Consider the following 20,823-nt stretch of genomic DNA (forward strand, 5'->3'; position numbering starts at 1 on the left):
CGATGTTAAAACCCGATCTACTGCGTAAACACATCAGCCACGCGGTGCCGTGGTTGCGTGACAACCCTGATAATCTGGCGGTGTATGTCCAGAAGGGGCGCATGGTGAGCACCGGGCAGCGCTCTGCCTCGTTTGAATACGAGTACACTATTGAGGTGCTGGCGATGGATTACCCTGAGTCGCTGGATTCCCTCAGCCTGCCCATTCTGGCATGGGCGCGCCTGTATCAGCCTGAGTTGCTATTCAACCCTGACCGCGCCCGCGATGGTATCACCTTTGAAGCGGATATCCTGAGCAATTCCACCATGGACGTGCTCATCAAAATCCAGGCCAGTGAGGCGGTTGTTGTCAAAGTTGAAGATGGCAAGCCGGTTATTCATCATCGCGCTGATCCTATGCCGGGGCCGGAGCTGGGTGCCTGGTCACTGGTCTTTGAAGATACGGTAAGCGGCGAGACGTGGACGGACTAAATGAACGCTGATCCGCTGTTCCATGCCCTTGATGATTATCTGGCAACCGTGGCGGCGCAGCTCGCACCGGGCCAGCGCCGTAAGCTCACGCGCGAGGTGGCTATTGGCCTGCGCAAGCGCCAGCAGCAGCGCATCAACAGCCAGAAAAACCCCAGCGGAGAAAGCTATACGCCGCGCCGCCGTAAGATTTTGCGTACTCAGGGCGGGGTTAAATTCCTGTGGAAAGATGAAACGCGTGAGCTGAGCAACTGGCGCACCACCGGGCGCGGCGAGCAGCGCGCTATCACCGGTTATGATGTTGATAAAGGGGCGTTGCGCACGTTCTATAAGCGCGATATTCAGCGCTATATTGAGATCCATCTTAACCAGACCAAGCGCACCACCACCCGCAAAGAAAAGATGTTCCGCCGCCTGCGCACCGCTCGCTTTCTCAAGGCATACGGTACCGCCAGCGCCGCCGTGGTCGGTTACTCCGGGCATACCGCCGAGATCGCCAGCGTTCACCAGTATGGTGAGGTTGATACCGTGGCTCCCGGTGCCCGCACCCGTTACCCCGCGCGTGAATTGTTGGGCTTTACGGAAAGCGATCTTGACTGGCTGGCGGATACCATCGTCAGTTTTCTGCAACCCTGACCCCATTCCTGCAGCACTGTTAAAAGTGACGGTGCTCGATGCGTTTTCCCGCCACTGTCATAGCTGGCATTGTCTGCCGGTACCGCCATCCATTGTTACCAACTCCTGACAACGCCAGCGCGTTGCTTGCGCGCGCGTGGATCATGAAACTGGCTGTAAATTTAATAACGCAAGCCAGCTTATGAACCTGAATGAACTCTATCGCCTGATCTGTAACCTTGTCCGTATTGGTACGGTGACGGATGTTGATCTTGCTGCTGAGCCGCCAGTTGCGCGAGTCTCAACGGGAGAGAATACAACGGACTGGATTCGCTGGGCGGCTTTGCGCGCCGGAACGGCTGTTACATGGTGGGCACCATCACCGGGCGAGCAGGTGTTACTTTTTGCCCCATGCGGTGATCTGGAAAATGCCGTCATCATGGGCAGCTTGTACAGCGATAGTGTGAAGCCACCGGATAACGGTGAAACGTCAAATGTTACTTTGCACCCTGACGGGGCGAAGGTTCTGTATGACCCGGCAACCGGCGCACTGGCTGCTACTGGTATTAAGAGTGCAACCGTAGAGGCTTCTGACTCTATCGCCGCGACTGCCCCCAAAATGACCTGTACCGCAACAACCTCAATCACCCTTGATACGCCGGAAGTGATCTGCACTAAAAAGCTCTCATGCTCCACGTTTGAGATGAAACAGGGCGGCAAGATGACCGGCAATGTTGAGCATAGCGGCGGCAGCATTACATCAAATGGCGTTGTGGTGCATACCCACAAACATGGCGGCGTAGAACGTGGCGGAAGCCAGACGGACGGCCCGCAATGACCAGCGCAAGATATCGCGGGATGAACGCCGAAACCGGCGAAGCGCTCACCGATAACGAGCATATTTCTCAGTCCATCAATGACATTTTGCTAACGCCGGTTGGCTCTCGCGTTATGCGCCGCGCCTACGGCTCGCAGCTCAATAACCTGATTGATCAGCCAGGCAACGCCGTAACGCGCCTTCGCATTATGTCCGCGATTTACAGCGCGCTTTTCCTCTGGGAGCCGCGTATCTCGCTGACCAATATTGTGCTGACGGAAACAGGGGCGGGGCAGATGGTTGCCACCATCAAGGCCAGCCGAACGGATACCCAATCACCCTTTACCACGGACATAACGATCGGCAGGCAGGTGCAGGCATGAGCGGAACAATTGACCTTTCACAATTACCGCCTCCGGTAGTGGTGGAGCCGTTGGACTTTGAAACGCTGTTCAATGAGCGTAAAGAGGCGTTTATCGCGCTTTACCCGGAAGATGAGCAGGACGTTATCAGGCGCACTCTCTCACTGGAATCTGAGCCGATCACCATGCTGCTGGAAGAAAACTGTTATCGCGAATTGTTGCTACGCCAGCGCGTGAACGAAGCGGCGCGCGCGGTAATGGTGGCGTACTCCGTGGGCAGCGATCTGGATCAGCTGGCGGCAAATTTCAACGTGGAGCGCCTGACCATCACGCCGGAAGATGACAGCGTTGTACCGCCTGTGCCTGCGGTGATGGAATCGGATGCCGATCTGCGCGTCCGTACCCCGCAGGCATTTGAAGGGCTGAGCGTCGCCGGGCCAACGGCGGCATATGAATTTTTCGGCCTGTCTGCTGATGGGCGCGTTGCTGATGTGTCTGCCGTAAGCCCAACGCCCGCCTGCGTTACCATCTCTGTGCTATCCCGCGAGGGTGACGGTACCGCCAGCAAGGAGCTGATCGATATCGTTGCCAGCGCGCTGAATGGCGAAGAGGTGCGCCCGGTTGCCGATCGCGTGACCGTGCAGGCGGCGGAGATCGTGCCTTATGAGATTGATGCCACGTTGTATATCTATCCGGGGCCGGAGTCGGAACCCATCCGTCAGGCATCTGAGCAGAAATTACAGGCGTACATTGCCGATCAGCGTCGTCTGGGGCGTGATATCCGGCTGTCTGCCATTTATGCCGCGCTGCACGTTGAAGGTGTCCAGCGGGTGGAGCTGGCGCAGCCGGTTGCGGATATGGTGCTTGATGATACTCAGGCTTCCCATTGTACCGGCTACACCATAACCGTTGGGGGTTACGATGAGTAAAACCCTCACGCCGCCAAGCTCAACGCGCCTTGAGCGTGTTGCCGCCCGTGCATGCGCCTCTCTGGGGGAAGTGCGGGTACCGTTGCGCCAGCTCTGGGATCCGTATACCTGCCCGGTTGACCTGCTGCCCTATCTGGCGTGGGCTTTCTCCGTTGACAGATGGGATGAGAACTGGCCCCAGACAACGAAGCGTAAGGCGATAGCTGATGCGTTTTACCTGCACCGTTACAAAGGCACCACCGGAGCAATGCGCCGCGTTGTGGAGCCGTTCGGCTATTTCATCCGGGTTAACGAGTGGTGGAACATCGACACCGACCCAGGCACGTTTACGCTGGATATTGGCGTTGAAGAGGAAGGCATCAGCGAAGAAACCTATCAGGAGCTTGAGCGGCTGATCGCTGACGTTAAACCGTGTAGCCGTCACATGCTGGGCATGAGCCTGCACTTACAGACTACCGGCCCCCTTTATGTTGGTGCGTCTGCCTATCTGGGCGACACGCTGACCGTATATCCCTATTTCCCCGAAACCATTTCAGTTGGCGGTGCGGAGTATGTGGGGAGCGCAATTCATTTGATCGATACCGTGGAGATCTCACCAAGTGGCAACTAAATATTATGCCCTGCTAACCAATGTCGGGGCCGCGAAGCTGGCGAACGCTACGGCATTGGGTGAACAGGTTGAAATTACTCAGATGGCGGTAGGGGATGGCAACGGCGCACTGCCGACGCCAAACCCTGCGCAGACTGCGCTTGTGCATGAGCTGCGCCGCGCGCCGCTCAATACGCTGACCATTGACCCGGTAAACACCAACCAGATTATTGCTGAGCAGGTGATCCCGGAAGACGTGGGCGGGTGGTGGATCCGTGAGATTGGCCTGTATGACAGCGACGGCGACATGATAGCCGTGGCGAACTGCGCTGAAACCTATAAGCCGTTATTGCAGGAAGGTAGCGGACGTATGCAGGTTATTCGCGTCATTCTGATCGTCAGCAGTACCCAGGCGGTAACGCTCAAAATTGATCCGTCTGTGGTGCTGGCAACCCGGCAGTATGTTGATGACCAGATAATCCAGGTTAAAGCCTTCGTAGATCAGCAACTGGCGGCGCACATCGCAGCGGCAGACCCTCATAAACAATATGCACCCAAGGCAAGCCCGGCCCTGACGGGAACGCCTACAGCGCCGACTGCTACGGCTGGTAATAACTCCACACAGCTGGCGAATACCGCATTTGTTCAGGCGGCGTTGGTTGCTGTGATTGGAGGTGCGCCCACCACGTTGGATACACTGAAAGAAATTGCTACTGCAATCAACAATGATCCTAATTTCAGTGCAACCATTAACAACGCTCTTGCGTTGAAAGCTCCGCTGGCAAGCCCAGCTATGACCGGAACACCCACCGCACCTACTGCGGCGCAGACAGTGAATAATACGCAGATTGCCACAACGGAATTTGTGAAATCAGCAATTGCTGCACTGGTAGCATCATCCCCGGCTGCACTGGACACGCTGAATGAATTGGCGGCAGCGCTGGGAAATGATCCAAACTTTGCCACCACTGTAACGAATGCGCTGGCGGGTAAGCAGCCGCTTGATAGCACTTTAACTGATTTATCGGGAAAGACAGTTAACGGCATTCTCCAATACCTTCAATTGAGAGAATCGTTTTCTGGGGTGGTTGGGGCGGTACGAAATGGAAGAGTAAGTGTCGCCTCTACGTCAGCATCGGCAACATTCTCAGCAGATGAATTGATTGTGGAAGATGGCGATGGACGCCAGTATCGATTGAGTAATTTCAATAAATCTGTAGACCTGATGAAAACAGGGGCTGGCGGGATGGATACGGGCACAGTTCCGACAACAGGATTTGTTGCTTTGTATGCGATTTATAATCCGACTACTGATATGTCGTCATTGCTTGCGGTAAATGCAACCTCCGCTGAAGCACCAGAGATTTATGGTGGTTCATCGTTACCTCCTGACTATACCGCCAGTGCACTGGTGAGTGTTTGGGGTATTTCAGAATCAAAATTTAAAGCAGGAACGCAGAACGGGCGAGTTATTAATATTGACCGTCAGACAGCAATAACAACAACCGCAACAGTTAATACGCTAACTGAGTTATCTATTGCTGCTATTGTTCCCAAAAATGCAAGGAAAGTGAGTGGCTATGGTTCCATCTATGCAACAGCAGGTGGTGGTGCGCAATCAGGCGGTTTAATTATTGATGTTGCATCCACAAATAGCGGTGTCGGGTACGTATCAATCGGGGGTTATGTTGGGAATTATGGTATAGGGGTTTATGGTCAGTTTGCGGAATTATTGCTATCTACCCCACAATCAATTTTTTATGACGTGAACCCAAACGGCACATCAATCACGGGTTTTTCTGCATCATTATTCATCAGTGGATATACGATATGATTTACGCTGAATTAACACCAGATGGAAAGTCTGTTGTGGCATTGTTCTCATGCGAGCAAGAAAATTCCACACAGATTGATAAGAATGATGCGCGTTATATTGAGTTTTATAACGCGCAACCTGAGGTTATGCAGCAAATACTGCCAGCCCCAGCGGGATAAGAAACATGCTACTAACTGGCCTGTTCTCCCGGCGGGGTAGGCCAGACAGGGTTGACTGTATCAACGCGCATCAAATCTAGCCTGTAATCCTGCCATACAATCAAAGCGGCGGCTTCTTCTTCCGTCGCTTTTCCTGCATCGACCGCGTACTGTAGAGGTCCAATTCGATTGGTTGCCTCTGACAACATTGACTGTTTTTTGGATTCAGCAAACCACCGCTGCTCTTCTTCAGTTAATTCCGGGACGTAATCTGCGGATGGGATGATCACCGGCATTCCATCACTTCCCGGTCTGATTACGCCGCCCGCGTTCTGGGCGGTAATTAACTCTGCTCTGAGCGATTCAGCAATTTCTACCGCATCTGCGGGACGGGTCTGGTTATCATCATAAAAACCGTTCTGACTGGCACTGTAAAAAACTTTCATCAATTATCTCCCGGTTGCGAACCAGTTAAATCCGATTTCCGTTGGTACCGGTATGTTTCCTGCGCTCTCACCAGTTATAAAAATACGCACACCGGTTAACGTTATGACCCCGATTGTAACGATATAGTTTGCTGGAGTGTCAGACGTCGCGGTTGCAATAACATTAAGATTACTTGTAGTTGTGTACGCTTTCGGGAAAACGATATCGACAATTCCTGAGCTGTTAGTTGCCCCTGAACCATGCTGAAAGAGGTGCTGTCCCTCCCCCATGTCCTGGTATTGAGGAAAACTTACAAAACCAACCTTTGATAGAAGCTACAGCACCGCCATAAATGACCGTGCTGCAGCACGGTTAAAAGTGACGGTGCCCGATGATTTCGGTACCACACTGCCAACAATGAACGTGTTGGCCATAAAAAATAAAGTTAGAAATTCACCCCCGCTTTCACCATAGACAGCACATCATCGTTGGTAATTTCCGCCAGCTTCTCCCTGATATCCTCGCTGACCTTTTTCAGGGTGAGAGTAAAATCAATCTTCCGCGCTTTCCCGTCCTGAAAGAACTCAGTGCGATTCTGGGTTAACCCGTCGATCACGTACATCCCGTAAATCTTGCCGGTGCCCTCAATCAGGGGCCAGGCTCTGCCGGTGTATGCCATTGTCTCCAGCGTGGTGAGCGACACATCGCCGCCGCTGATTTCGGGGTACAGCGTACCGGAGAGCGTGATCGGCTCTTCATCCGGGCCTATGTACTGGTAGCGCGGGGATTTCCCCACGCGATCGTTTTTGACGTGCCGCCATGTATTCGACTGGTTCGACGTCTGGTAGGGCGTCGTTTGCAGCGCAAACGGAAACATGCCCAATATCATCATCATGGCTTTGCCCCTTATTCGTGGTCGGTCAGTTGCGAGCGTTTGCGCCGTGCGGCCTGCTGCTGGGCAACGGTGAACTCTTCGCGGATGCGCTGGACAAGTTTTTGTTCATCCATCTGGCCCGCGTCGTTGATGTTGATTTCAAAGTTAAACACGTCGCCGCCAGGCATCAGCGCCGCGACGGAAGCCGCAGACGGAACCGCCGACACTGGCGAACGAGCGGCAGGCTGCTGAACGCTGTACGGCAGCACCGAAGAAACGAGCGCGCCAGCCTGCTGTTGCATCCATGCGGTGAGTGATGGCACCTGCCGCTGAACCTGTTGCACCGGTTCGGCGTACCCGCCACGGATAGGAATGTACGGCTGTTTATTTTTGAAGACGATTTCACCGGGGCCGTCTTTCTTCTCTGCCGTGTTGCTGGCGATTTTATCCAGGCTACCGCTGATCTTCGGTGCGAGGTTCGCCGGGCCTTTCAGGTTATTGGCAAACGCCTGCTGTTGCTGGCTCTGTTCCGTTTTCCGCTTCTGCTCCTTCTTCTCCTCTTCCTTCTTCGATTGCGCGGTGACGGCTTTCAGATCTCCGGCAAGCGTATCCGCCAGCCCGGTGAGCTTCTTCTGCGTGTTGGCTTTCTCAGTGGCGGCTCTTGCTCGCTCAGCGGCATCGGGAATTAAACCCAGCGTTTCGAGTATGTTACTTATCCCGTCGGCGATACCTTGAATTATCGGGGTTAACGCAGATAAAGCGCTACCAACAACCTTGCCGAACGTTTCGCCCATGCTGGTGCATGATTCCAGTGCTTCTGTGGAAAACTGAATTGGCTCTAAAAGTTTGGTGAACCAATCCCAAACCCCGCTGATAGCGGTGCCGATTGAGTCGAAGATTGGAGCTAATGGAGCAAAAGCGGTACTAAATGCCGTGGTTAATGGTTGCAATCCACTCATCAGGCCAGTGTAAAAGCCAGTGAAAAATGCTTTTATTGGCTCCCAGAATTTAATAACGGCGATGGCAGCAGCAGCCAAAGCCATAACCAGTACACCGATCGGGCTTAGCAAAAGTGATAAGCCACCACCTAGCGCCATGAATACGGTGCGCCCCACATTGAGAAGCGTCCCAAATCCAGATGTGGCGAGAGTTCTTAACCCATTACCAAGCCAGGTAAGCGCGGTCATAGGTTGCGTGAATAAAGTAAATAAACGCTGTCCGGTGACAACCGCTGCACGGGAGAGGGTTGTTAATGCCGAGCTTACACCGCTGAATGCTTGTTTACCCAATTGCCCTAAACCGGATGCAGCTGCGCGGAAGATAGAGGGCCAGTCTTTAATGCTGCGCCCAACCCCAGATAGTGACGGGATAAGCCCACGCAGTGAGCCGGTCAGCTTAGTTATTGAGCCTGTCAGTGCCCCTGCTCCACCAGGGCCAGCCAGTGTGGTGAAGCTCAGGCGCACAAGCGCCATCGGGCCGAGTATTGCGCCCAGCGCCAGCATAAGCGAACCCAGTACCGTGAGAATGGCACCGATCGCGGCTACGGTCTTCATGATGGCGGCAACCAGCGCCGGGTTGGCTTCAATCCAGCCCCGGATTGATTGCAGGACGCCGCCGACTGATTTCATGATCGCCATCATTGGCCCGCGCATGGACTCACCCAGCGCACTGAAATTGTTGCCAAACTCCGCTTTGGTTATCTGCCACTGTGATGAGAGTGAATCTTTATCAATATCGGATTCCCGCTTCATGGAGCCTTTAGACGCGGTGCCGTGGGTTAATTCGAGCTGCCTGCGCAGCTCTGGCAGGTTGTTAGCGACTTTGGAAACCGCCATTGCGTATTCGTCTCCAAAGAGCTGAGTAAGCACGTTCATTTGCTTATCTGGTTCCAGCTTTTTGGTGGCTTCCATCACCGCCATAATGGTGCCCATGGCGTCTTTTGCCATGTTCTTCTGCACCTTCTCAGCGCTTAGCCCCAGCGCGTCCAGACCTTCCATAAACCGATCCGGTTGCACCATTGCGTTGCCCAGCTCGCGCACCATCGCTTTAACTGCGGTGCCCGCTGTTTCGGATTGTTCACCAAGGCTCAGGAACGTGGAGCCAAGTGCCGCCGCATTCTGATAGCCGAGCTGATCGGCAGCACCACCCACGCGCTGCAACACGTCGATAATGTCAGAGCCTTTTGATTTGGCGTTATCGTCCAGATAGTTGATGACGTCGCCAAGCTTGCCAATATCCTGAATGGGGATTTTATACAGACCGGCGATTTTGCCCAGGCTTTCCGACAGCTGATCGGCAGGCAGCTCAAACGCCTTTGAGGCCATGGCGGCGGTGTTGGCAAAATCCAGTAGATCCTTCTTCTGCTTCTGCCATGGATCATCGCTGTTAGCCACACCCATACGCGCGCCGCCCTCTACCAGTGCGGCATAGTCAACGGCCCCGTTGGGCATTGGCAGGTTTTCGGCGGCGTCTTTGATAGCGTTTTGCATCTCAGCAAACTGAGCGGTGCGGTTGCCGTCATCATCGCGCAGGCCATTCACCTGTTTGGATACGCCCTTCATGGCATCTTCCAGGCTGCTGTAACTCTTGATGGCGGCTGCTACGGGGGCAAGTACCGCCGCGCCGGTCGCTGCGGTCTTCATGCCTGAACTTTGCAGCTTCTCGCCGGTTTCTTTGGCGCGGGCATAGCGGGCCTGCGCCTGAGTGACAGACTCAAGCCGACGCTGCTGCTCAGTAAGCTGGCGATTGTACTGCGCGGTGCGCTGGCTGATTTGTTCCGTTGCCCGGCTGGTACTGCTGATCGCAATCCCTTCACTGTAGAAGCTGGCGCGCAATTGGTTGAGCTGGGCCTGTTCCGTTTTCTGCTGGGCTGTCAGGTTGCGGATCGCTGCCCGCTGCTGATTGAGGGCGGTAACTTGCTCAGCGCTGCGCTGGCGTAGCGGGCCGAATGCCGCCGCCATTTCACGCGCCTGCGTCTTTGCCTGAGCCAGTTGATCGGTGGTCTTCTTATTGGCTGCGGTCAGTCGGTCAAAGCTGGAAGCATGACGCTCAAGCCCTTTGATGCTGCTTTGCGTCTGCTTGATTTGAGAGGCCAGCGCGGCGGCACTCTGGCGCGCCGCACTGACAGGGCGGGACATATTATTCAGGGCACTGAAAGCAACCTGAATATTTAATTTGCGGTCTGCCATTTATTGATCTCCGCCACTGCGCGCAGCGGCTTGATCACGCCATAACAGAAGTTCCTCTACCGTCATGGCGTCCATCTCCGCTGGTCGCCAGTGGAAAATGACGGCGATATCCGCCATTAAGTTTTCTATGCGTTCGCAGGGGCATCGGATGACGCGCTGCCCGTATCCGTCCCGCTCTGATCCGAAGGTGGCTGCAAAAAATCAACCACCGCATTGGCGAGCTGGCAGAAGTCCCACGTATCCATGCGGGCGATTTCGTCAGCGGTCAGCGCCGGGGCTGTAACGCGCGGCAGCAGAACAACCAGCGCATCATAATTCGACGTCAGAACGTCATAGACTTTTAAGCCACGCAGCGATCCGGCCTGCTTTAAGACTGGCGTGATCGTGATTTCGCTGATTGCCGTCTTACCGCGAACGATAGGCGCATTGAGCGTTACAACTTCTTTACCGGTTACTTTGGTCATGGTGTGTTAATTCCTTATAAGCCAATGTTGGCGCGGTGTTTTTCCATCATGTCAACGCCGCCAACTTTGTAGATCATATTGAGCACATCAACTTCAATGATTTCTTCGCCGTTGATGGTCAGCTTGTAATAGGTATTTTTCAGGGTGTACTTATGGGAAGTATCATCCCCGGTTTTGGACGTGCCCGGATCCATCTCCGTAAAGCGTCCGCGCGTCTGGATTTCAACGGGTACCGCTTCGCCGGTTGAATCATCCTGGTAAGACCCGGCATAGCGCGTTTGCATACCATCGGCGGTGGCGATGCCCCATTTTTTCAGCAGCCCCGCATCCATGCCGCCAAGGGTGATATCCATATCCAGCGCCCCGGCATCAAAGCCGAGATCGACCGCGACAGAACCCGGCATACCACCGGCCTGATAATCCTCTGTTTTGCGGGTTAACTTCGCCGGGGTGATTTCCGGCACCATGCCGAAATAGTTATCCCCGTCAAAGAACATGTTGAAGTATTTAAGTTTTTTAGGCAGAGCCATACGCGCCCCCGGTTAGTTATTCACTGCGCTGGAAAACGTAGCGAAGTATTCATCAGTGAACTCCTGCACCAGGCTGAGATTTTCCAGCGGCGGGACAGGCGTGTAGTTGTATTTGATGGTGAGCTGCCCGTTGCGCAGCGTTTCGCTGGTATTCGGTTCAGGGTCATACCAGCAGCGCGCACCCAGCAGCTTGCCCGCCGTCACATAGGACGTCAGCTTGCGGTTGATACCGTCAACGATATCTTTTACCAGCGACGGGGTGAGCGGCTTATCAACATAGGAGAAGTGAGCCTCTGCCACGGTATCAGCCACAATCTGAGCGGTACGGGTGTAGCTCTCAAAGATGTAGGTTTCTTCGTCGCAGGTACGTGATCCCCAGATGCGATAGCCGTCCTGTTTGATCAGGGTGGTGACGCCTGCTGCGTTCAGCTCGTCCGCATCGGTATCGGTGCCCTGTAGGGTGAAATAGATATCGCGATCCATCCCCAGCACGTTGTTAACCGGAACGTTGGAAATGGTTTTGTGCCAGCCCTGCGTTGCGTCGATTTTGGCGCGCATCCCTACCGCATGAGCACCCACCGGCACGGTGGCGTTTGCTCCCGCGTTGGTGTCGTAGCAAATGAAGTTAGGCCAGATGACCATCATTTCACGCTGGGCAAACTGCTCGCGGTATTCCTTTGCCTCTGCAATGGTGTTGCAGCCGTTCGCTGAAACATAAGCAAAGGCGCGCAGCTTCTCCGCCATCACGCCGAGTTGCGCCGCTACTGGCTGAGTATCAAGGCCGGGAACGGCAAGCACACGCGGACGGACGCCAACACGCATCTCCGCCGATAACAGCGCATACATGCCGGTGAAAAGTCCTGTTACCGGGTCGGTGCCACCAATGACCAGTTGATCCTGAGTCGGAGCGGTGCCGGTTTCCGGTGGTGGAATTTTTGACGCATCAGCCACGCGGATCACAATGGTCTGTGGGCTGGTCTGGTCTGAAATGGCTTTCAGGGTGGTGAACAGGGTGCCGGTTTTGCCTGCTTTGCCCAGCATGTTAGCCACGCGGGTAATGAGTACAGGGGTATCCAGCGGGAACGCTTCTTCGTCTGCATCGTCAGCGATACAAACGACGCCGATAACCGCCGAATCAATATCGGTGATCATCGTGCTCAGATCGGTGGTTTCCGTGACGGTTACACCGTGATGGTAATTTGTGGCCATGTAGTTGCCTCGCCAGGTCAATGATTGCCACTTATCATTGCGACAATTGCCAGCCGGTGCGAGAGGTGGGCGTTGTCAGCAGACCGCAACAACAGCCCCGCGTTGTCTGTACGCGCGCGCGTGGCGACGATGGTACCCTCACCAATGAGGGAACCAATAAGATGTTGGATGATGATGCGCGTTATTCGCCCCGCCCGGCGTTCAGTATTAAGATTGAGGGCAAGCAGCTCACCGCGCTGGATGATCGTTTGATCTCGTTGTCGCTGACGGACAACCGGGGATTTGAAGCGGATACGCTTGATCTCACGCTGGATGATTCAGACGGACAGATCGTTATGCCATCGCGTGGAGCGAAGATTTCCGTTTCGCTGGGCTGGGATAATGACCCGCTGATATTTAAAGGGCTGTACACCGTTGATGAGGTTGCGCACCGTGGCCCGCCTGATCAGCTCACCATCAGCGCCCGCAGCGCAGACTTTCGCGACACGTTCAACGTGAAGCGTGAATACTCCTGGCACGATATTACCGTTGGCGATGTGGTTGCCAGTATTGCCAGCCGGTACGACCTGCGCGCCGGGGTGAGTGAGGAACTGGCGAAGATTGAGATCGATCACGCTGACCAAACCAGTGAGTCAGATATCAGTTTTCTCACCAGAATGGCGGATATGCTGGGTGCCGTTGCCACCGTCAAAAACGGCATGTTGCTGTTCATCACGCCGGGGCAGGGCGTAACCCAGAGCGGTAAACCTTTACCGGCGATCAGCATTGTGCGGGCCAGCGGCGACAAGCATAGCTTTAGTATTGCCGATCGTGACGCTTATACCGGCGTTACGGCCTACTGGCTGGATCTGAATTTCGGGAAAAAGCCTGCCACCACAGTACAAACCAACACCAGCAGACGCCGCAGAACAACCCAACCGAAGAAGCCGAAAGAACCCGCCTCAAGCAGCAAGGAAGGGGATTACATGGCAGGCGCGGAAGGTAACGTATTCGTGATCCGCAAGACGTTTAAAACTGAGAAGGCAGCGAAGCGGGCAGCAGCGGCGAAGTGGAGCCAGTTGCAGCGTGGCGCGGCGTCATTCTCCATCACGCTGGCGCGGGGCAGGGCAGATTTGTACCCGGAGCAACCGGCAAGCGTATCGGGCTTTAAGTCCACAATTGATAACGGTTACTGGACTATTACCCGATGTGTGCATGATATCGGCAGCGGCGGCTTCACCACTTCGCTGGAGCTGGAAGTTAAGATCGATGAATGGACGGCTGAGGCGGGTGACGAATCAACGGGTTAAGCGTTATACTTGACGTGATATTAACCAGCCCAGAGGAGGCCCGCGTATGGCAATGCGCTGTCCTCGCTGCCGTGCAGTTGCGAAAACTCGTACCAGTGTAGAGTTGAGTGATTTAGTGCGACGCAGTTATCACCAGTGTCAAAACATGTTGTGCGGCTACTGCTTTACCAGCATGACGCAAATAGACGAATCATTAAACCAGACTCAACCAGTCCCCGGCGCGGTGGTTCCTCAAGATGTTTTCCCGCGAAGTCATCACGGCGAAGATCAGTTATCTCTCACACTATGAAATAACCCGCCTATGTGGCGGGTTAATTTTTATTTATTCAAACAAAATCAACTGATAGGCTTTATGACGGTTATGTAACCATGTCTATGGAGAATAGAAAAATGGCATTAGTAAGCTGCCCGGAATGCAGTAAAGAAATTAGTGATTCAGCGTTTAAGTGTCCGTCATGTGGGCACCAAGTAAGAAAACCGAAGCGCTCTTTTTTTGGCAAGATAGTGAAGTGGGTATTTATCCTGTTCAACATCTTCATGATTTATTGCATTTTTGCTGGGGTTGGCGGCAGTAGTGATGTGATCAATAACGCAGCCTCAGACGCTGAACGGGCCGGGGCTGCAATCGGTACGGGGCTGGGAGTGATGATGCTGGGAACTATCTGGGTTATTGGCGATATCATTATCGGGATGTTTGTTTTTTTGACCCGCCCAAAAGCATAGAGGTGTTTATGAAAAAAATAATAATTTCTATGGCGCTCTGCTTTACGGCTGTTTCAACGGCATATGCAGCGGAAGAGGCTAAGGGTGATTTCGATAAAGATGCTTTGCTGAAATGTCAGTCTGAGGCGAAAAATGATTCCCGTTTAGCCTGTTACGATAAAGTTTTACCGCCGAAGGCATCCGAAGAAGCTAAGCCTGCTGTTGGTGTTGGAAAGTGGCAGGTATCAACAAAATCCTCTCCGGTAGATGATTCGGAGAATGTTTTCGTTAGCCTTTCTGCTAATGAGTCTTTTCGCTCTCAATTCGGTGAGTCAATAACTCCTGATCTGTACATCACTTGCAGAGAGAAGAAAACAGAGCTGTATATCAATTGGGATACATATCTGGGCCTTAATGAAACGCAAATGCTATACCGCCTGGACAAGCAAAAGGCAAAAACGAAAACTTGGAATATATCTAGCGATACCAAAGCGGTCTTTTATCGTGGGAATGTGATCGAGTTCGTTAAGTCTTTAAGCCAGGCTAACGTAATGTTCACTCAGATCACGCCATACAACGAAAGCCCTGTAAGTGCGACGTTTGATCTGGCGGGTCTGTCAGAGGCATTGAAGCCACTTCAAAAAGCGTGCGGATGGAAGTAAAGCGGTGTGCAGCCCCGAAATGCTCGGGGCTTTTTTTGTCGAAGTGTAGTCAAAATGTAGACGAAGATTAGAATAAATCCTTTTATTCCATTTTGTTACTGGCCGGATTTCTTCACCATCCCTGTCTTCCCCCACATGATGTGGGGGTTTTTTTTGCCCAAAATTTGTCACTCGGTTATTGCCTGACTGTTTTACTTCATCCGTTATACTAGCGGCATATCCTGGCAGGAGTGTTTATGAATCAAACCTATGGGCGGCTGGTTAGCCGGGCGGCAATCGCGGCGACCGTGATGGCATCGCTGTTACTTTTGATCAAAATTTTTGCGTGGTGGTACACCGGATCGGTCAGTATTCTGGCAGCGCTGGTGGATTCTTTGGTGGACATCGCCGCGTCGTTAACCAACCTGTTGGTGGTGCGCTATTCTTTGCAACCGGCCGATGATGAACATACGTTCGGACACGGAAAAGCGGAATCGCTGGCGGCGCTGGCGCAAAGCATGTTTATTTCCGGTTCGGCGCTGTTTTTATTCCTGACCGGGATTCAGCATCTCATCCAACCCACGCCAATGAAAGATCCTGGCGTCGGGGTGGTTGTCACCATCATTGCGTTAGTGTGTACAATCATTCTGGTCTCGTTTCAGCGCTGGGTGGTGAAGCGCACGCAAAGTCAGGCCGTTAGGGCGGATATGCTTCATTATCAGTCTGATGTTATGATGAACGGTGCAATTCTCGTGGCGCTTGGGCTGGCATGGTACGGCTGGCATCGCGCAGATGCCTTGTTTGCGCTCGGGATTGGCATCTATATTTTATATAGTGCATTACGCATGGGTTATGAGGCGGTACAGTCTTTGCTGGATCGCGCGTTACCCGATGAAGAACGTCAGGAAATTATTGATATTGTGACGTCATGGCCTGGAGTCAGCGGCGCTCACGATCTTCGCACGCGGCAGTCAGGGCCGACCCGCTTTATTCAGATTCATTTGGAAATGGAAGATAATCTGCCGCTCGTTCAGGCGCATTTAGTGGCTGAACAGGTAGAGCAGGCAATTTTACGGCGTTTCCCGGGATCGGATGTCATCATTCATCAGGATCCCTGTTCGGTCGTACCCAAGGAAGGCAAGATGTTTGAGCTTTTATAATTCGTTGTAAAAAAAGTGAACCGGGCCAGCATTTTGTGTATAAATTACCACCATTTGGCCTGACCTGAATCAATTCAGCAGGAAGTGATTGTTATACTATCTGCATATTCGTTGGATCGTTTCGATATGCGGAATCGACTTCCGGCAGCAGATTTCATTTTGCATTCCAAAGTTCAGAGGTAGTCATGATTAAGAAAATCGGTGTGTTGACAAGCGGCGGTGATGCGCCGGGCATGAACGCAGCAATCCGTGGTGTTGTACGTGCAGCGTTGACGGAAGGGCTGGAAGTCATGGGGATCCATGATGGCTACCTGGGTTTGTATGAAGACCGTATGGTTCAACTTGACCGCTACAGCGTGTCCGACATGATCAACCGTGGCGGTACATTCCTCGGTTCTGCCCGCTTTCCGGAATTCCGCGACGAAAACGTGCGTGCCGTGGCTATCGAAAACCTGAAAAAGCGTGGCATTGACGCGCTGGTTGTTATCGGTGGTGACGGTTCATACATGGGGGCAAAACGCCTGACTGAAATGGGCTTCCCATGCATCGGTCTGCCGGGCACTATCGACAACGATATCAAAGGCACCGACTACACCATCGGTTATTTCACCGCTCTGGGTACCGTAGTCGAAGCGATTGACCGTCTGCGTGATACCTCTTCTTCTCACCAGCGTATTTCCATCGTTGAAGTGATGGGCCGCTACTGTGGCGATCTGACCCTGGCGGCTGCCATTGCTGGCGGCTGTGAGTTTGTGGTGGTTCCGGAAGTGGAATTCAGCCGTGACGATCTGGTTGCTGAAATCAAAGCCGGCATCGCGAAAGGTAAAAAACACGCGATTGTGGCGATCACTGAGCACATGTGTGACGTTGACGAACTGGCGCATTACATCGAGAAAGAAACGGGTCGTGAAACGCGCTCAACCGTACTGGGTCACATCCAGCGTGGTGGTTCTCCGGTGCCTTACGACCGTATCCTGGCGTCCCGTATGGGCGCATATGCCATTGAACTGCTGTTGGCAGGTCACGGCGGTCGCTGTGTAGGTATTCAGAACGAGCAACTGGTTCACCACGACATCATCGACGCGATTGAAAACATGAAGCGTCCGTTCAAAGGTGACTGGCTGGACTGCGCGAAAAAACTGTACTGATTGTTTTTTCCGCGCCTGATGGCGCTAAGCGCATCAGGCCTACAGGTTGTAAAGACTTGTAGGCCTGATGAGCCGCTAACCACCATTCGGCACAATTCCCCGTATTTATTCCCCCAAGTTATAGCAAATCTTTTTTTATTCTTTAATGTTTGGATACCTTTCTGGCACGCTTTGCTCATCACAACACCACATAAGAGAGCTGGGCGATGAACAAATGGGGCGTAGGGTTAACATTATTGCTGGCATCGACCAGCGTTCTGGCAAAGGATATTCAGTTACTTAACGTATCGTACGATCCAACGCGTGAATTGTACGAGCAGTACAATAAGGCCTTTAGCGCGCACTGGAAGCAGGAAACGGGCGACAACGTCGTGATCCGCCAGTCGCACGGCGGTTCGGGTAAACAAGCGACCTCCGTCATTAACGGCATTGAAGCCGATGTCGTGACGCTGGCGCTGGCTTACGATGTGGATGCCATTGCTGAACGTGGTCGTATCGATAAAAACTGGATTAAGCGTCTGCCGGATAACTCCGCGCCATACACCTCCACCATCGTTTTCCTGGTCCGCAAAGGCAACCCCAAGCAAATTCATGACTGGAACGATCTGATCAAACCAGGCGTGTCGGTCATTACACCAAACCCGAAAAGCTCAGGCGGCGCACGCTGGAACTATCTGGCGGCATGGGGCTACGCCTTGCACCACAACAACAACGATCAGGCCAAGGCACAAGACTTCGTGAAGGCCCTGTATAAGAATGTTGAAGTGCTGGACTCCGGTGCGCGTGGCTCAACCAATACCTTCGTTGAACGCGGTATCGGTGATGTGCTGATCGCCTGGGAAAACGAAGCCCTGCTGGCGACAAACGAGCTGGGCAAAGACAAATTCGAGATAGTGACGCCGAGTGAATCTATCCTCGCGGAACCGACCGTTTCTGTGGTCGATAAAGTCGTGGAAAAGAAAGACACCAAAACGGTGGCGGAAGCCTACCTGAAATATCTCTACTCACCGGAAGGTCAGGAAATTGCAGCGAAAAACTACTATCGTCCGCGTGATGCAGACGTTGCGAAGAAATACGAAAATGCATTTCCGAAGCTGAAACTGTTCACCATCGACGAAGAGTTTGGCGGCTGGACGAAAGCGCAGAAAGAGCACTTCTCTAACGGTGGTACGTTTGACCAGATCAGCAAGCGCTAAATAAGTCTGTGATTTACCGACCCGGTGGCATAACGCGACCGGGTTTTTTATTTGTCATGGTTTTGCGTTACTCTTGCCCCTCAATGAGATACAGGGAACGCGTAATGAAAAAAGCAGGCTATCTTTTACTGGCGGTGATTGTAGTCGCCGCTGCTGCAGGTATCGGGTACTGGAAATTCACCGGTAACCCGGACGCATTACGCCAGATTGTTCTTCAGCAATGCCTGCCGCACCAGTTGCAGCAGCAGGATCCCGCGCCGTGCGCCGAAGTGAAACCGGATGCCGGATATGTGGTGTTCAAAGATCGTAACGGCCCACTGCAATACCTGTTGATGCCGACCTGGCGTATCAACGGAACGGAAAGCCCGTTGCTGCTGAAATCAGGGACGCCGAACTTTTTCTGGCTGGCCTGGCAGGCGCGCAGCTTTATGAGCCAAAAATACGGTCAGGAAATCCCTGACAAAGCGGTATCGCTGACCATTAACTCGCGTAGCGGGCGTACGCAAAATCATCTGCATATTCATATCTCCTGCCTGCGAACCGATGTCAGAAAACAACTGGATGACAATCTGGCGAAAATCAGCACCCGCTGGCTGCCATTACCGGGTGGGCTGCGCGGTCATGAATATCTGGCGCGTCGCGTCACGGAAAATGAACTGGCGCAACGCAGCCCGTTTATGATGCTGGCAGAAGAGGTGCCGGATGCGCGTGAGCACATGGGCAGCTATGCGCTGGCGATGGTGCGTCAGAGCGATGAGTCCTTTGTCCTGCTGGCGACCCAGCGCAATCTGTTGTCGCTCAATCTCGCCTCCGCTGAGGAAATTCAGGATCATCAATGTGATATTCTGCGTTAACCCCACCTAATCTGGCATTTACTCCGCATGTCTGTCCCCGTATTCTTGTTGAAAAAAACAACAGGAGACAGGCATGTCGCTCTGGCTTACACACCCTCTGTTTATCCCCTCTCTGGTGGTTGGCATTACTATCCTGCTCTGGGCGACGTCGCTACTGCCGGAGTTTATAACGGCGCTGCTGTTCTTTGCCGTGGCAATGGTTGCCAAAATCGCACCTGCGGATGTGATCTTTGGCGGATTTGCGTCTTCGGCATTCTGGCTGGTCTTTAGTGGTTTTGTGCTGGGTATCGCGATTCGCAAAACGGGGCTGGCGGACAGGGCGGCGAGAGCGCTGTCATCGCGATTGACCGATTCCTGGCCTTTAATGGTAGCGAGCGTGGTGCTGCTCAGTTACGCGCTGGCGTTTGTGATGCCGTCGAATATGGGGCGTATTGCGCTGCTGATGCCGATTGTTGCCGCAATGGCGAAGCGTGCCGGAATTAACGAGGGTACGCGCGCCTGGTATGGTCTGGCGCTGGCCGTCGGGTTTGGGACGTTCCAGCTTTCCGCGACCATTTTACCCGCGAACGTGCCAAATCTGGTAATGAGCGGCGCGGCGGAAGGCTCTTACGGCATCCACCTCAATTATCTTCCCTATTTGCTGCTGCATACGCCGGTTCTGGGTTGGCTGAAAGGCGCGGTGCTCATCATGCTTATCTGCTGGCTGTTCCCTGGCAAGCCCCACGCACCGCGCGATCTCACGCCAGCGGAACCAATGAGCCGGGATGAAAAACGTCTGGCCTGGATGTTAGCAGTGGTGCTGCTGCTGTGGGTAAGTGAAAGCTGGCACGGTATAGGGCCTGCGTGGACCGGGTTGGCGGCGGCGGTTATCACGCTGCTACCACGGGTTGGTTTTATCAATGGCGACGAGTTTTCCTCCGGGGTAAATATCAGGACCTGCATTTACGTGGCGGGGATTCTGGGGTTGGCAATCACCGTTACCCAGACCGGCATTGGCAGTGCAGTGGGCGAGGCGCTGTTACAGGTGATGCCGCTGGATGCGGAAAAACCATTTACCAGCTTTCTCGCGCTGACCGGCATTACCACCGCACTCAATTTTATTATGACGGCGAACGGCGTTCCGGCGCTGTATACCACTCTGGCGCAAAGTTTTGCCGATGCGACTGGGTTCCCGCTGCTGTCGGTAATTATGATTCAGGTATTGGGGTATTCCACACCGCTACTGCCGTATCAGGCTTCGCCGATTGTGGTGGCGATGGCGCTTGGGAAAGTGCCTGCGAGGGCGGGGATGCTGCTGTGTATCGCGCTGGCGACGGCAACATATCTGCTTCTTCTGCCGCTGGATTATCTGTGGTTTAGCGTGTTGGGTAAGTTGTAAAAAAAAGCCCG

At 53.5% G+C, this 20,823-nt stretch carries 23 protein-coding genes and 1 pseudogene; 17 read left to right on the forward strand and 7 right to left on the reverse strand.

Annotated elements, in window-relative coordinates:
* The first annotated feature begins 2 nt into the window (after nt 1-2).
* From WC7_RS01185 to WC7_RS26890, 8 genes and pseudogenes are all read left to right on the forward strand, one after another.
* A complete protein-coding gene (locus WC7_RS01185) occupies nt 3-470 on the forward strand; it encodes a phage tail protein (RefSeq protein ID WP_016155231.1) in 468 nt (155 codons plus the stop codon).
* Complete coding sequence (locus tag WC7_RS01180) at nt 471-1,103, forward strand: phage virion morphogenesis protein (RefSeq protein WP_016155232.1); 633 nt, start codon at nt 471-473, stop codon at nt 1,101-1,103.
* Nucleotides 1,104-1,284: 181 nt separating this feature from the next.
* Complete coding sequence (locus tag WC7_RS01175) at nt 1,285-1,920, forward strand: phage baseplate assembly protein V (RefSeq protein ID WP_016155233.1); 636 nt, start codon at nt 1,285-1,287, stop codon at nt 1,918-1,920.
* Nucleotides 1,917-2,282: a GPW/gp25 family protein gene (locus WC7_RS01170; protein WP_016155234.1), complete on the forward strand. Its 366-nt coding sequence runs from the start codon at nt 1,917-1,919 to the stop codon at nt 2,280-2,282. The genes WC7_RS01175 and WC7_RS01170 overlap by 4 nt, the downstream gene beginning before the upstream one ends.
* The gene (locus WC7_RS01165; protein WP_016155235.1) at nt 2,279-3,190 is read left to right on the forward strand and encodes a baseplate assembly protein; all 912 of its coding nucleotides are present in this window, start codon (nt 2,279-2,281) and stop codon (nt 3,188-3,190) included. The genes WC7_RS01170 and WC7_RS01165 overlap by 4 nt, the downstream gene beginning before the upstream one ends.
* Nucleotides 3,183-3,800 carry a phage tail protein I gene (locus WC7_RS01160; protein ID WP_016155236.1) on the forward strand — a complete coding sequence of 206 codons (618 nt, stop codon included), beginning with the start codon at nt 3,183-3,185 and terminating at the stop codon, nt 3,798-3,800. The genes WC7_RS01165 and WC7_RS01160 overlap by 8 nt, the downstream gene beginning before the upstream one ends.
* Nucleotides 3,790-4,852: pseudogene (locus WC7_RS27385) on the forward strand (phage tail protein); the annotation flags it as partial. The gene WC7_RS01160 and the pseudogene WC7_RS27385, both read left to right, overlap by 11 nt.
* Nucleotides 4,853-5,609: 757 nt before the next feature.
* Entirely contained in the window at nt 5,610-5,774 is a 165-nt protein-coding gene (locus WC7_RS26890; RefSeq protein WP_016155238.1) for a hypothetical protein, read from the forward strand.
* A gap of 11 nt (nt 5,775-5,785) precedes the next feature.
* Here the strand turns inward: WC7_RS26890 and WC7_RS01155 are convergent, their stop codons facing one another.
* The 7 genes from WC7_RS01155 to WC7_RS01130 form a co-directional block, all read right to left on the reverse strand.
* Nucleotides 5,786-6,199 (reverse strand): tail fiber assembly protein, encoded by a 414-nt coding sequence (locus tag WC7_RS01155; RefSeq protein WP_016155239.1) that lies wholly within the window; start codon nt 6,197-6,199, stop codon nt 5,786-5,788.
* Nucleotides 6,200-6,624: 425 nt separating this feature from the next.
* Nucleotides 6,625-7,074 carry a phage tail protein gene (locus tag WC7_RS01150; RefSeq protein WP_001514741.1) on the reverse strand — a complete coding sequence of 150 codons (450 nt, stop codon included), beginning with the start codon at nt 7,072-7,074 and terminating at the stop codon, nt 6,625-6,627.
* Nucleotides 7,075-7,085: 11 nt separating this feature from the next.
* Nucleotides 7,086-10,241, reverse strand: a complete 3,156-nt coding sequence (locus WC7_RS01145) for a phage tail tape measure protein (protein ID WP_016155240.1) — start codon at nt 10,239-10,241, stop codon at nt 7,086-7,088.
* The gene (locus WC7_RS27390) at nt 10,242-10,358 is read right to left on the reverse strand and encodes a GpE family phage tail protein (protein ID WP_015698216.1); all 117 of its coding nucleotides are present in this window, start codon (nt 10,356-10,358) and stop codon (nt 10,242-10,244) included.
* An 8-nt stretch (nt 10,359-10,366) separates the two neighbouring features.
* Complete coding sequence (locus tag WC7_RS01140) at nt 10,367-10,705, reverse strand: phage tail assembly protein (protein ID WP_001514743.1); 339 nt, start codon at nt 10,703-10,705, stop codon at nt 10,367-10,369.
* Nucleotides 10,706-10,719: 14 nt separating this feature from the next.
* Nucleotides 10,720-11,235, reverse strand: coding sequence for a phage major tail tube protein (locus WC7_RS01135; protein WP_001514744.1), 516 nt, complete (start codon nt 11,233-11,235; stop codon nt 10,720-10,722).
* A gap of 12 nt (nt 11,236-11,247) precedes the next feature.
* Nucleotides 11,248-12,444, reverse strand: coding sequence for a phage tail sheath subtilisin-like domain-containing protein (locus WC7_RS01130; RefSeq protein ID WP_016155241.1), 1,197 nt, complete (start codon nt 12,442-12,444; stop codon nt 11,248-11,250).
* A 161-nt stretch (nt 12,445-12,605) separates the two neighbouring features.
* Between WC7_RS01130 and WC7_RS01125 the strand changes: the two genes are divergently transcribed.
* The 9 genes from WC7_RS01125 (at nt 12,606) to WC7_RS01090 (ending at nt 20,812) form a co-directional block, all read left to right on the forward strand.
* The gene (locus WC7_RS01125; RefSeq protein WP_032947286.1) at nt 12,606-13,733 is read left to right on the forward strand and encodes a phage late control D family protein; all 1,128 of its coding nucleotides are present in this window, start codon (nt 12,606-12,608) and stop codon (nt 13,731-13,733) included.
* 52 nt (nt 13,734-13,785) lie between these two features.
* Nucleotides 13,786-14,022 carry an Ogr/Delta-like zinc finger protein gene (locus WC7_RS26210; RefSeq protein ID WP_369708037.1) on the forward strand — a complete coding sequence of 79 codons (237 nt, stop codon included), beginning with the start codon at nt 13,786-13,788 and terminating at the stop codon, nt 14,020-14,022.
* Nucleotides 14,023-14,123: 101 nt separating this feature from the next.
* Complete coding sequence (locus WC7_RS01120; protein WP_016155244.1) at nt 14,124-14,456, forward strand: TFIIB-type zinc ribbon-containing protein; 333 nt, start codon at nt 14,124-14,126, stop codon at nt 14,454-14,456.
* An 8-nt stretch (nt 14,457-14,464) separates the two neighbouring features.
* Complete coding sequence (locus WC7_RS01115; RefSeq protein WP_016155245.1) at nt 14,465-15,097, forward strand: type VI secretion system-associated protein TagO; 633 nt, start codon at nt 14,465-14,467, stop codon at nt 15,095-15,097.
* 236 nt (nt 15,098-15,333) lie between these two features.
* Nucleotides 15,334-16,236 carry a CDF family cation-efflux transporter FieF gene (gene fieF / locus WC7_RS01110; protein WP_016155246.1) on the forward strand — a complete coding sequence of 301 codons (903 nt, stop codon included), beginning with the start codon at nt 15,334-15,336 and terminating at the stop codon, nt 16,234-16,236.
* Nucleotides 16,237-16,421: 185 nt separating this feature from the next.
* Nucleotides 16,422-17,384 carry a 6-phosphofructokinase gene (gene pfkA, locus WC7_RS01105; protein ID WP_003028778.1) on the forward strand — a complete coding sequence of 321 codons (963 nt, stop codon included), beginning with the start codon at nt 16,422-16,424 and terminating at the stop codon, nt 17,382-17,384.
* 206 nt (nt 17,385-17,590) lie between these two features.
* On the forward strand, nt 17,591-18,580 hold the full coding sequence (gene sbp / locus WC7_RS01100) for a sulfate/thiosulfate ABC transporter substrate-binding protein Sbp (protein WP_016155247.1): 990 nt from the start codon (nt 17,591-17,593) through the stop codon (nt 18,578-18,580).
* A gap of 104 nt (nt 18,581-18,684) precedes the next feature.
* On the forward strand, nt 18,685-19,434 hold the full coding sequence (locus WC7_RS01095) for a CDP-diacylglycerol diphosphatase (RefSeq protein WP_016155248.1): 750 nt from the start codon (nt 18,685-18,687) through the stop codon (nt 19,432-19,434).
* A gap of 73 nt (nt 19,435-19,507) precedes the next feature.
* Nucleotides 19,508-20,812, forward strand: a complete 1,305-nt coding sequence (locus WC7_RS01090) for an SLC13 family permease (RefSeq protein ID WP_016155249.1) — start codon at nt 19,508-19,510, stop codon at nt 20,810-20,812.
* Nucleotides 20,813-20,823 lie beyond the last annotated feature (11 nt).

Source organism: Citrobacter sp. KTE151 (genome assembly GCF_000398845.1).
Classification (GTDB): domain Bacteria; phylum Pseudomonadota; class Gammaproteobacteria; order Enterobacterales; family Enterobacteriaceae; genus Citrobacter; species Citrobacter braakii.

Excerpts from the sequence above, each read along its gene's own strand:
- pfkA (WP_003028778.1), top strand. The coding sequence starts at position 16,422 with ATGATTAAGAAAATCGGTGTGTTGACAAGCGGCGGTGATGCGCCGGGC.
- WC7_RS01185 (WP_016155231.1), top strand. The coding sequence starts at position 3 with ATGTTAAAACCCGATCTACTGCGTAAACACATCAGCCACGCGGTGCCG.
- WC7_RS01180 (WP_016155232.1), top strand. The coding sequence starts at position 471 with ATGAACGCTGATCCGCTGTTCCATGCCCTTGATGATTATCTGGCAACC.
- WC7_RS01160 (WP_016155236.1), top strand. The coding sequence starts at position 3,183 with ATGAGTAAAACCCTCACGCCGCCAAGCTCAACGCGCCTTGAGCGTGTT.
- WC7_RS26890 (WP_016155238.1), top strand. The coding sequence starts at position 5,610 with ATGATTTACGCTGAATTAACACCAGATGGAAAGTCTGTTGTGGCATTG.
- WC7_RS26210 (WP_369708037.1), top strand. The coding sequence starts at position 13,786 with ATGCGCTGTCCTCGCTGCCGTGCAGTTGCGAAAACTCGTACCAGTGTA.
- WC7_RS01150 (WP_001514741.1), bottom strand. The coding sequence starts at position 7,074 with ATGATGATGATATTGGGCATGTTTCCGTTTGCGCTGCAAACGACGCCC.
- WC7_RS01125 (WP_032947286.1), top strand. The coding sequence starts at position 12,606 with ATGTTGGATGATGATGCGCGTTATTCGCCCCGCCCGGCGTTCAGTATT.
- WC7_RS01140 (WP_001514743.1), bottom strand. The coding sequence starts at position 10,705 with ATGACCAAAGTAACCGGTAAAGAAGTTGTAACGCTCAATGCGCCTATC.
- sbp (WP_016155247.1), top strand. The coding sequence starts at position 17,591 with ATGAACAAATGGGGCGTAGGGTTAACATTATTGCTGGCATCGACCAGC.
- WC7_RS01155 (WP_016155239.1), bottom strand. The coding sequence starts at position 6,199 with ATGAAAGTTTTTTACAGTGCCAGTCAGAACGGTTTTTATGATGATAAC.
- WC7_RS01170 (WP_016155234.1), top strand. The coding sequence starts at position 1,917 with ATGACCAGCGCAAGATATCGCGGGATGAACGCCGAAACCGGCGAAGCG.
- WC7_RS01175 (WP_016155233.1), top strand. The coding sequence starts at position 1,285 with ATGAACCTGAATGAACTCTATCGCCTGATCTGTAACCTTGTCCGTATT.
- fieF (WP_016155246.1), top strand. The coding sequence starts at position 15,334 with ATGAATCAAACCTATGGGCGGCTGGTTAGCCGGGCGGCAATCGCGGCG.
- WC7_RS01165 (WP_016155235.1), top strand. The coding sequence starts at position 2,279 with ATGAGCGGAACAATTGACCTTTCACAATTACCGCCTCCGGTAGTGGTG.
- WC7_RS01130 (WP_016155241.1), bottom strand. The coding sequence starts at position 12,444 with ATGGCCACAAATTACCATCACGGTGTAACCGTCACGGAAACCACCGAT.
- WC7_RS01145 (WP_016155240.1), bottom strand. The coding sequence starts at position 10,241 with ATGGCAGACCGCAAATTAAATATTCAGGTTGCTTTCAGTGCCCTGAAT.
- WC7_RS27390 (WP_015698216.1), bottom strand. The coding sequence starts at position 10,358 with ATGGCGGATATCGCCGTCATTTTCCACTGGCGACCAGCGGAGATGGAC.
- WC7_RS01090 (WP_016155249.1), top strand. The coding sequence starts at position 19,508 with ATGTCGCTCTGGCTTACACACCCTCTGTTTATCCCCTCTCTGGTGGTT.
- WC7_RS01135 (WP_001514744.1), bottom strand. The coding sequence starts at position 11,235 with ATGGCTCTGCCTAAAAAACTTAAATACTTCAACATGTTCTTTGACGGG.
- WC7_RS01120 (WP_016155244.1), top strand. The coding sequence starts at position 14,124 with ATGGCATTAGTAAGCTGCCCGGAATGCAGTAAAGAAATTAGTGATTCA.
- WC7_RS01095 (WP_016155248.1), top strand. The coding sequence starts at position 18,685 with ATGAAAAAAGCAGGCTATCTTTTACTGGCGGTGATTGTAGTCGCCGCT.
- WC7_RS01115 (WP_016155245.1), top strand. The coding sequence starts at position 14,465 with ATGAAAAAAATAATAATTTCTATGGCGCTCTGCTTTACGGCTGTTTCA.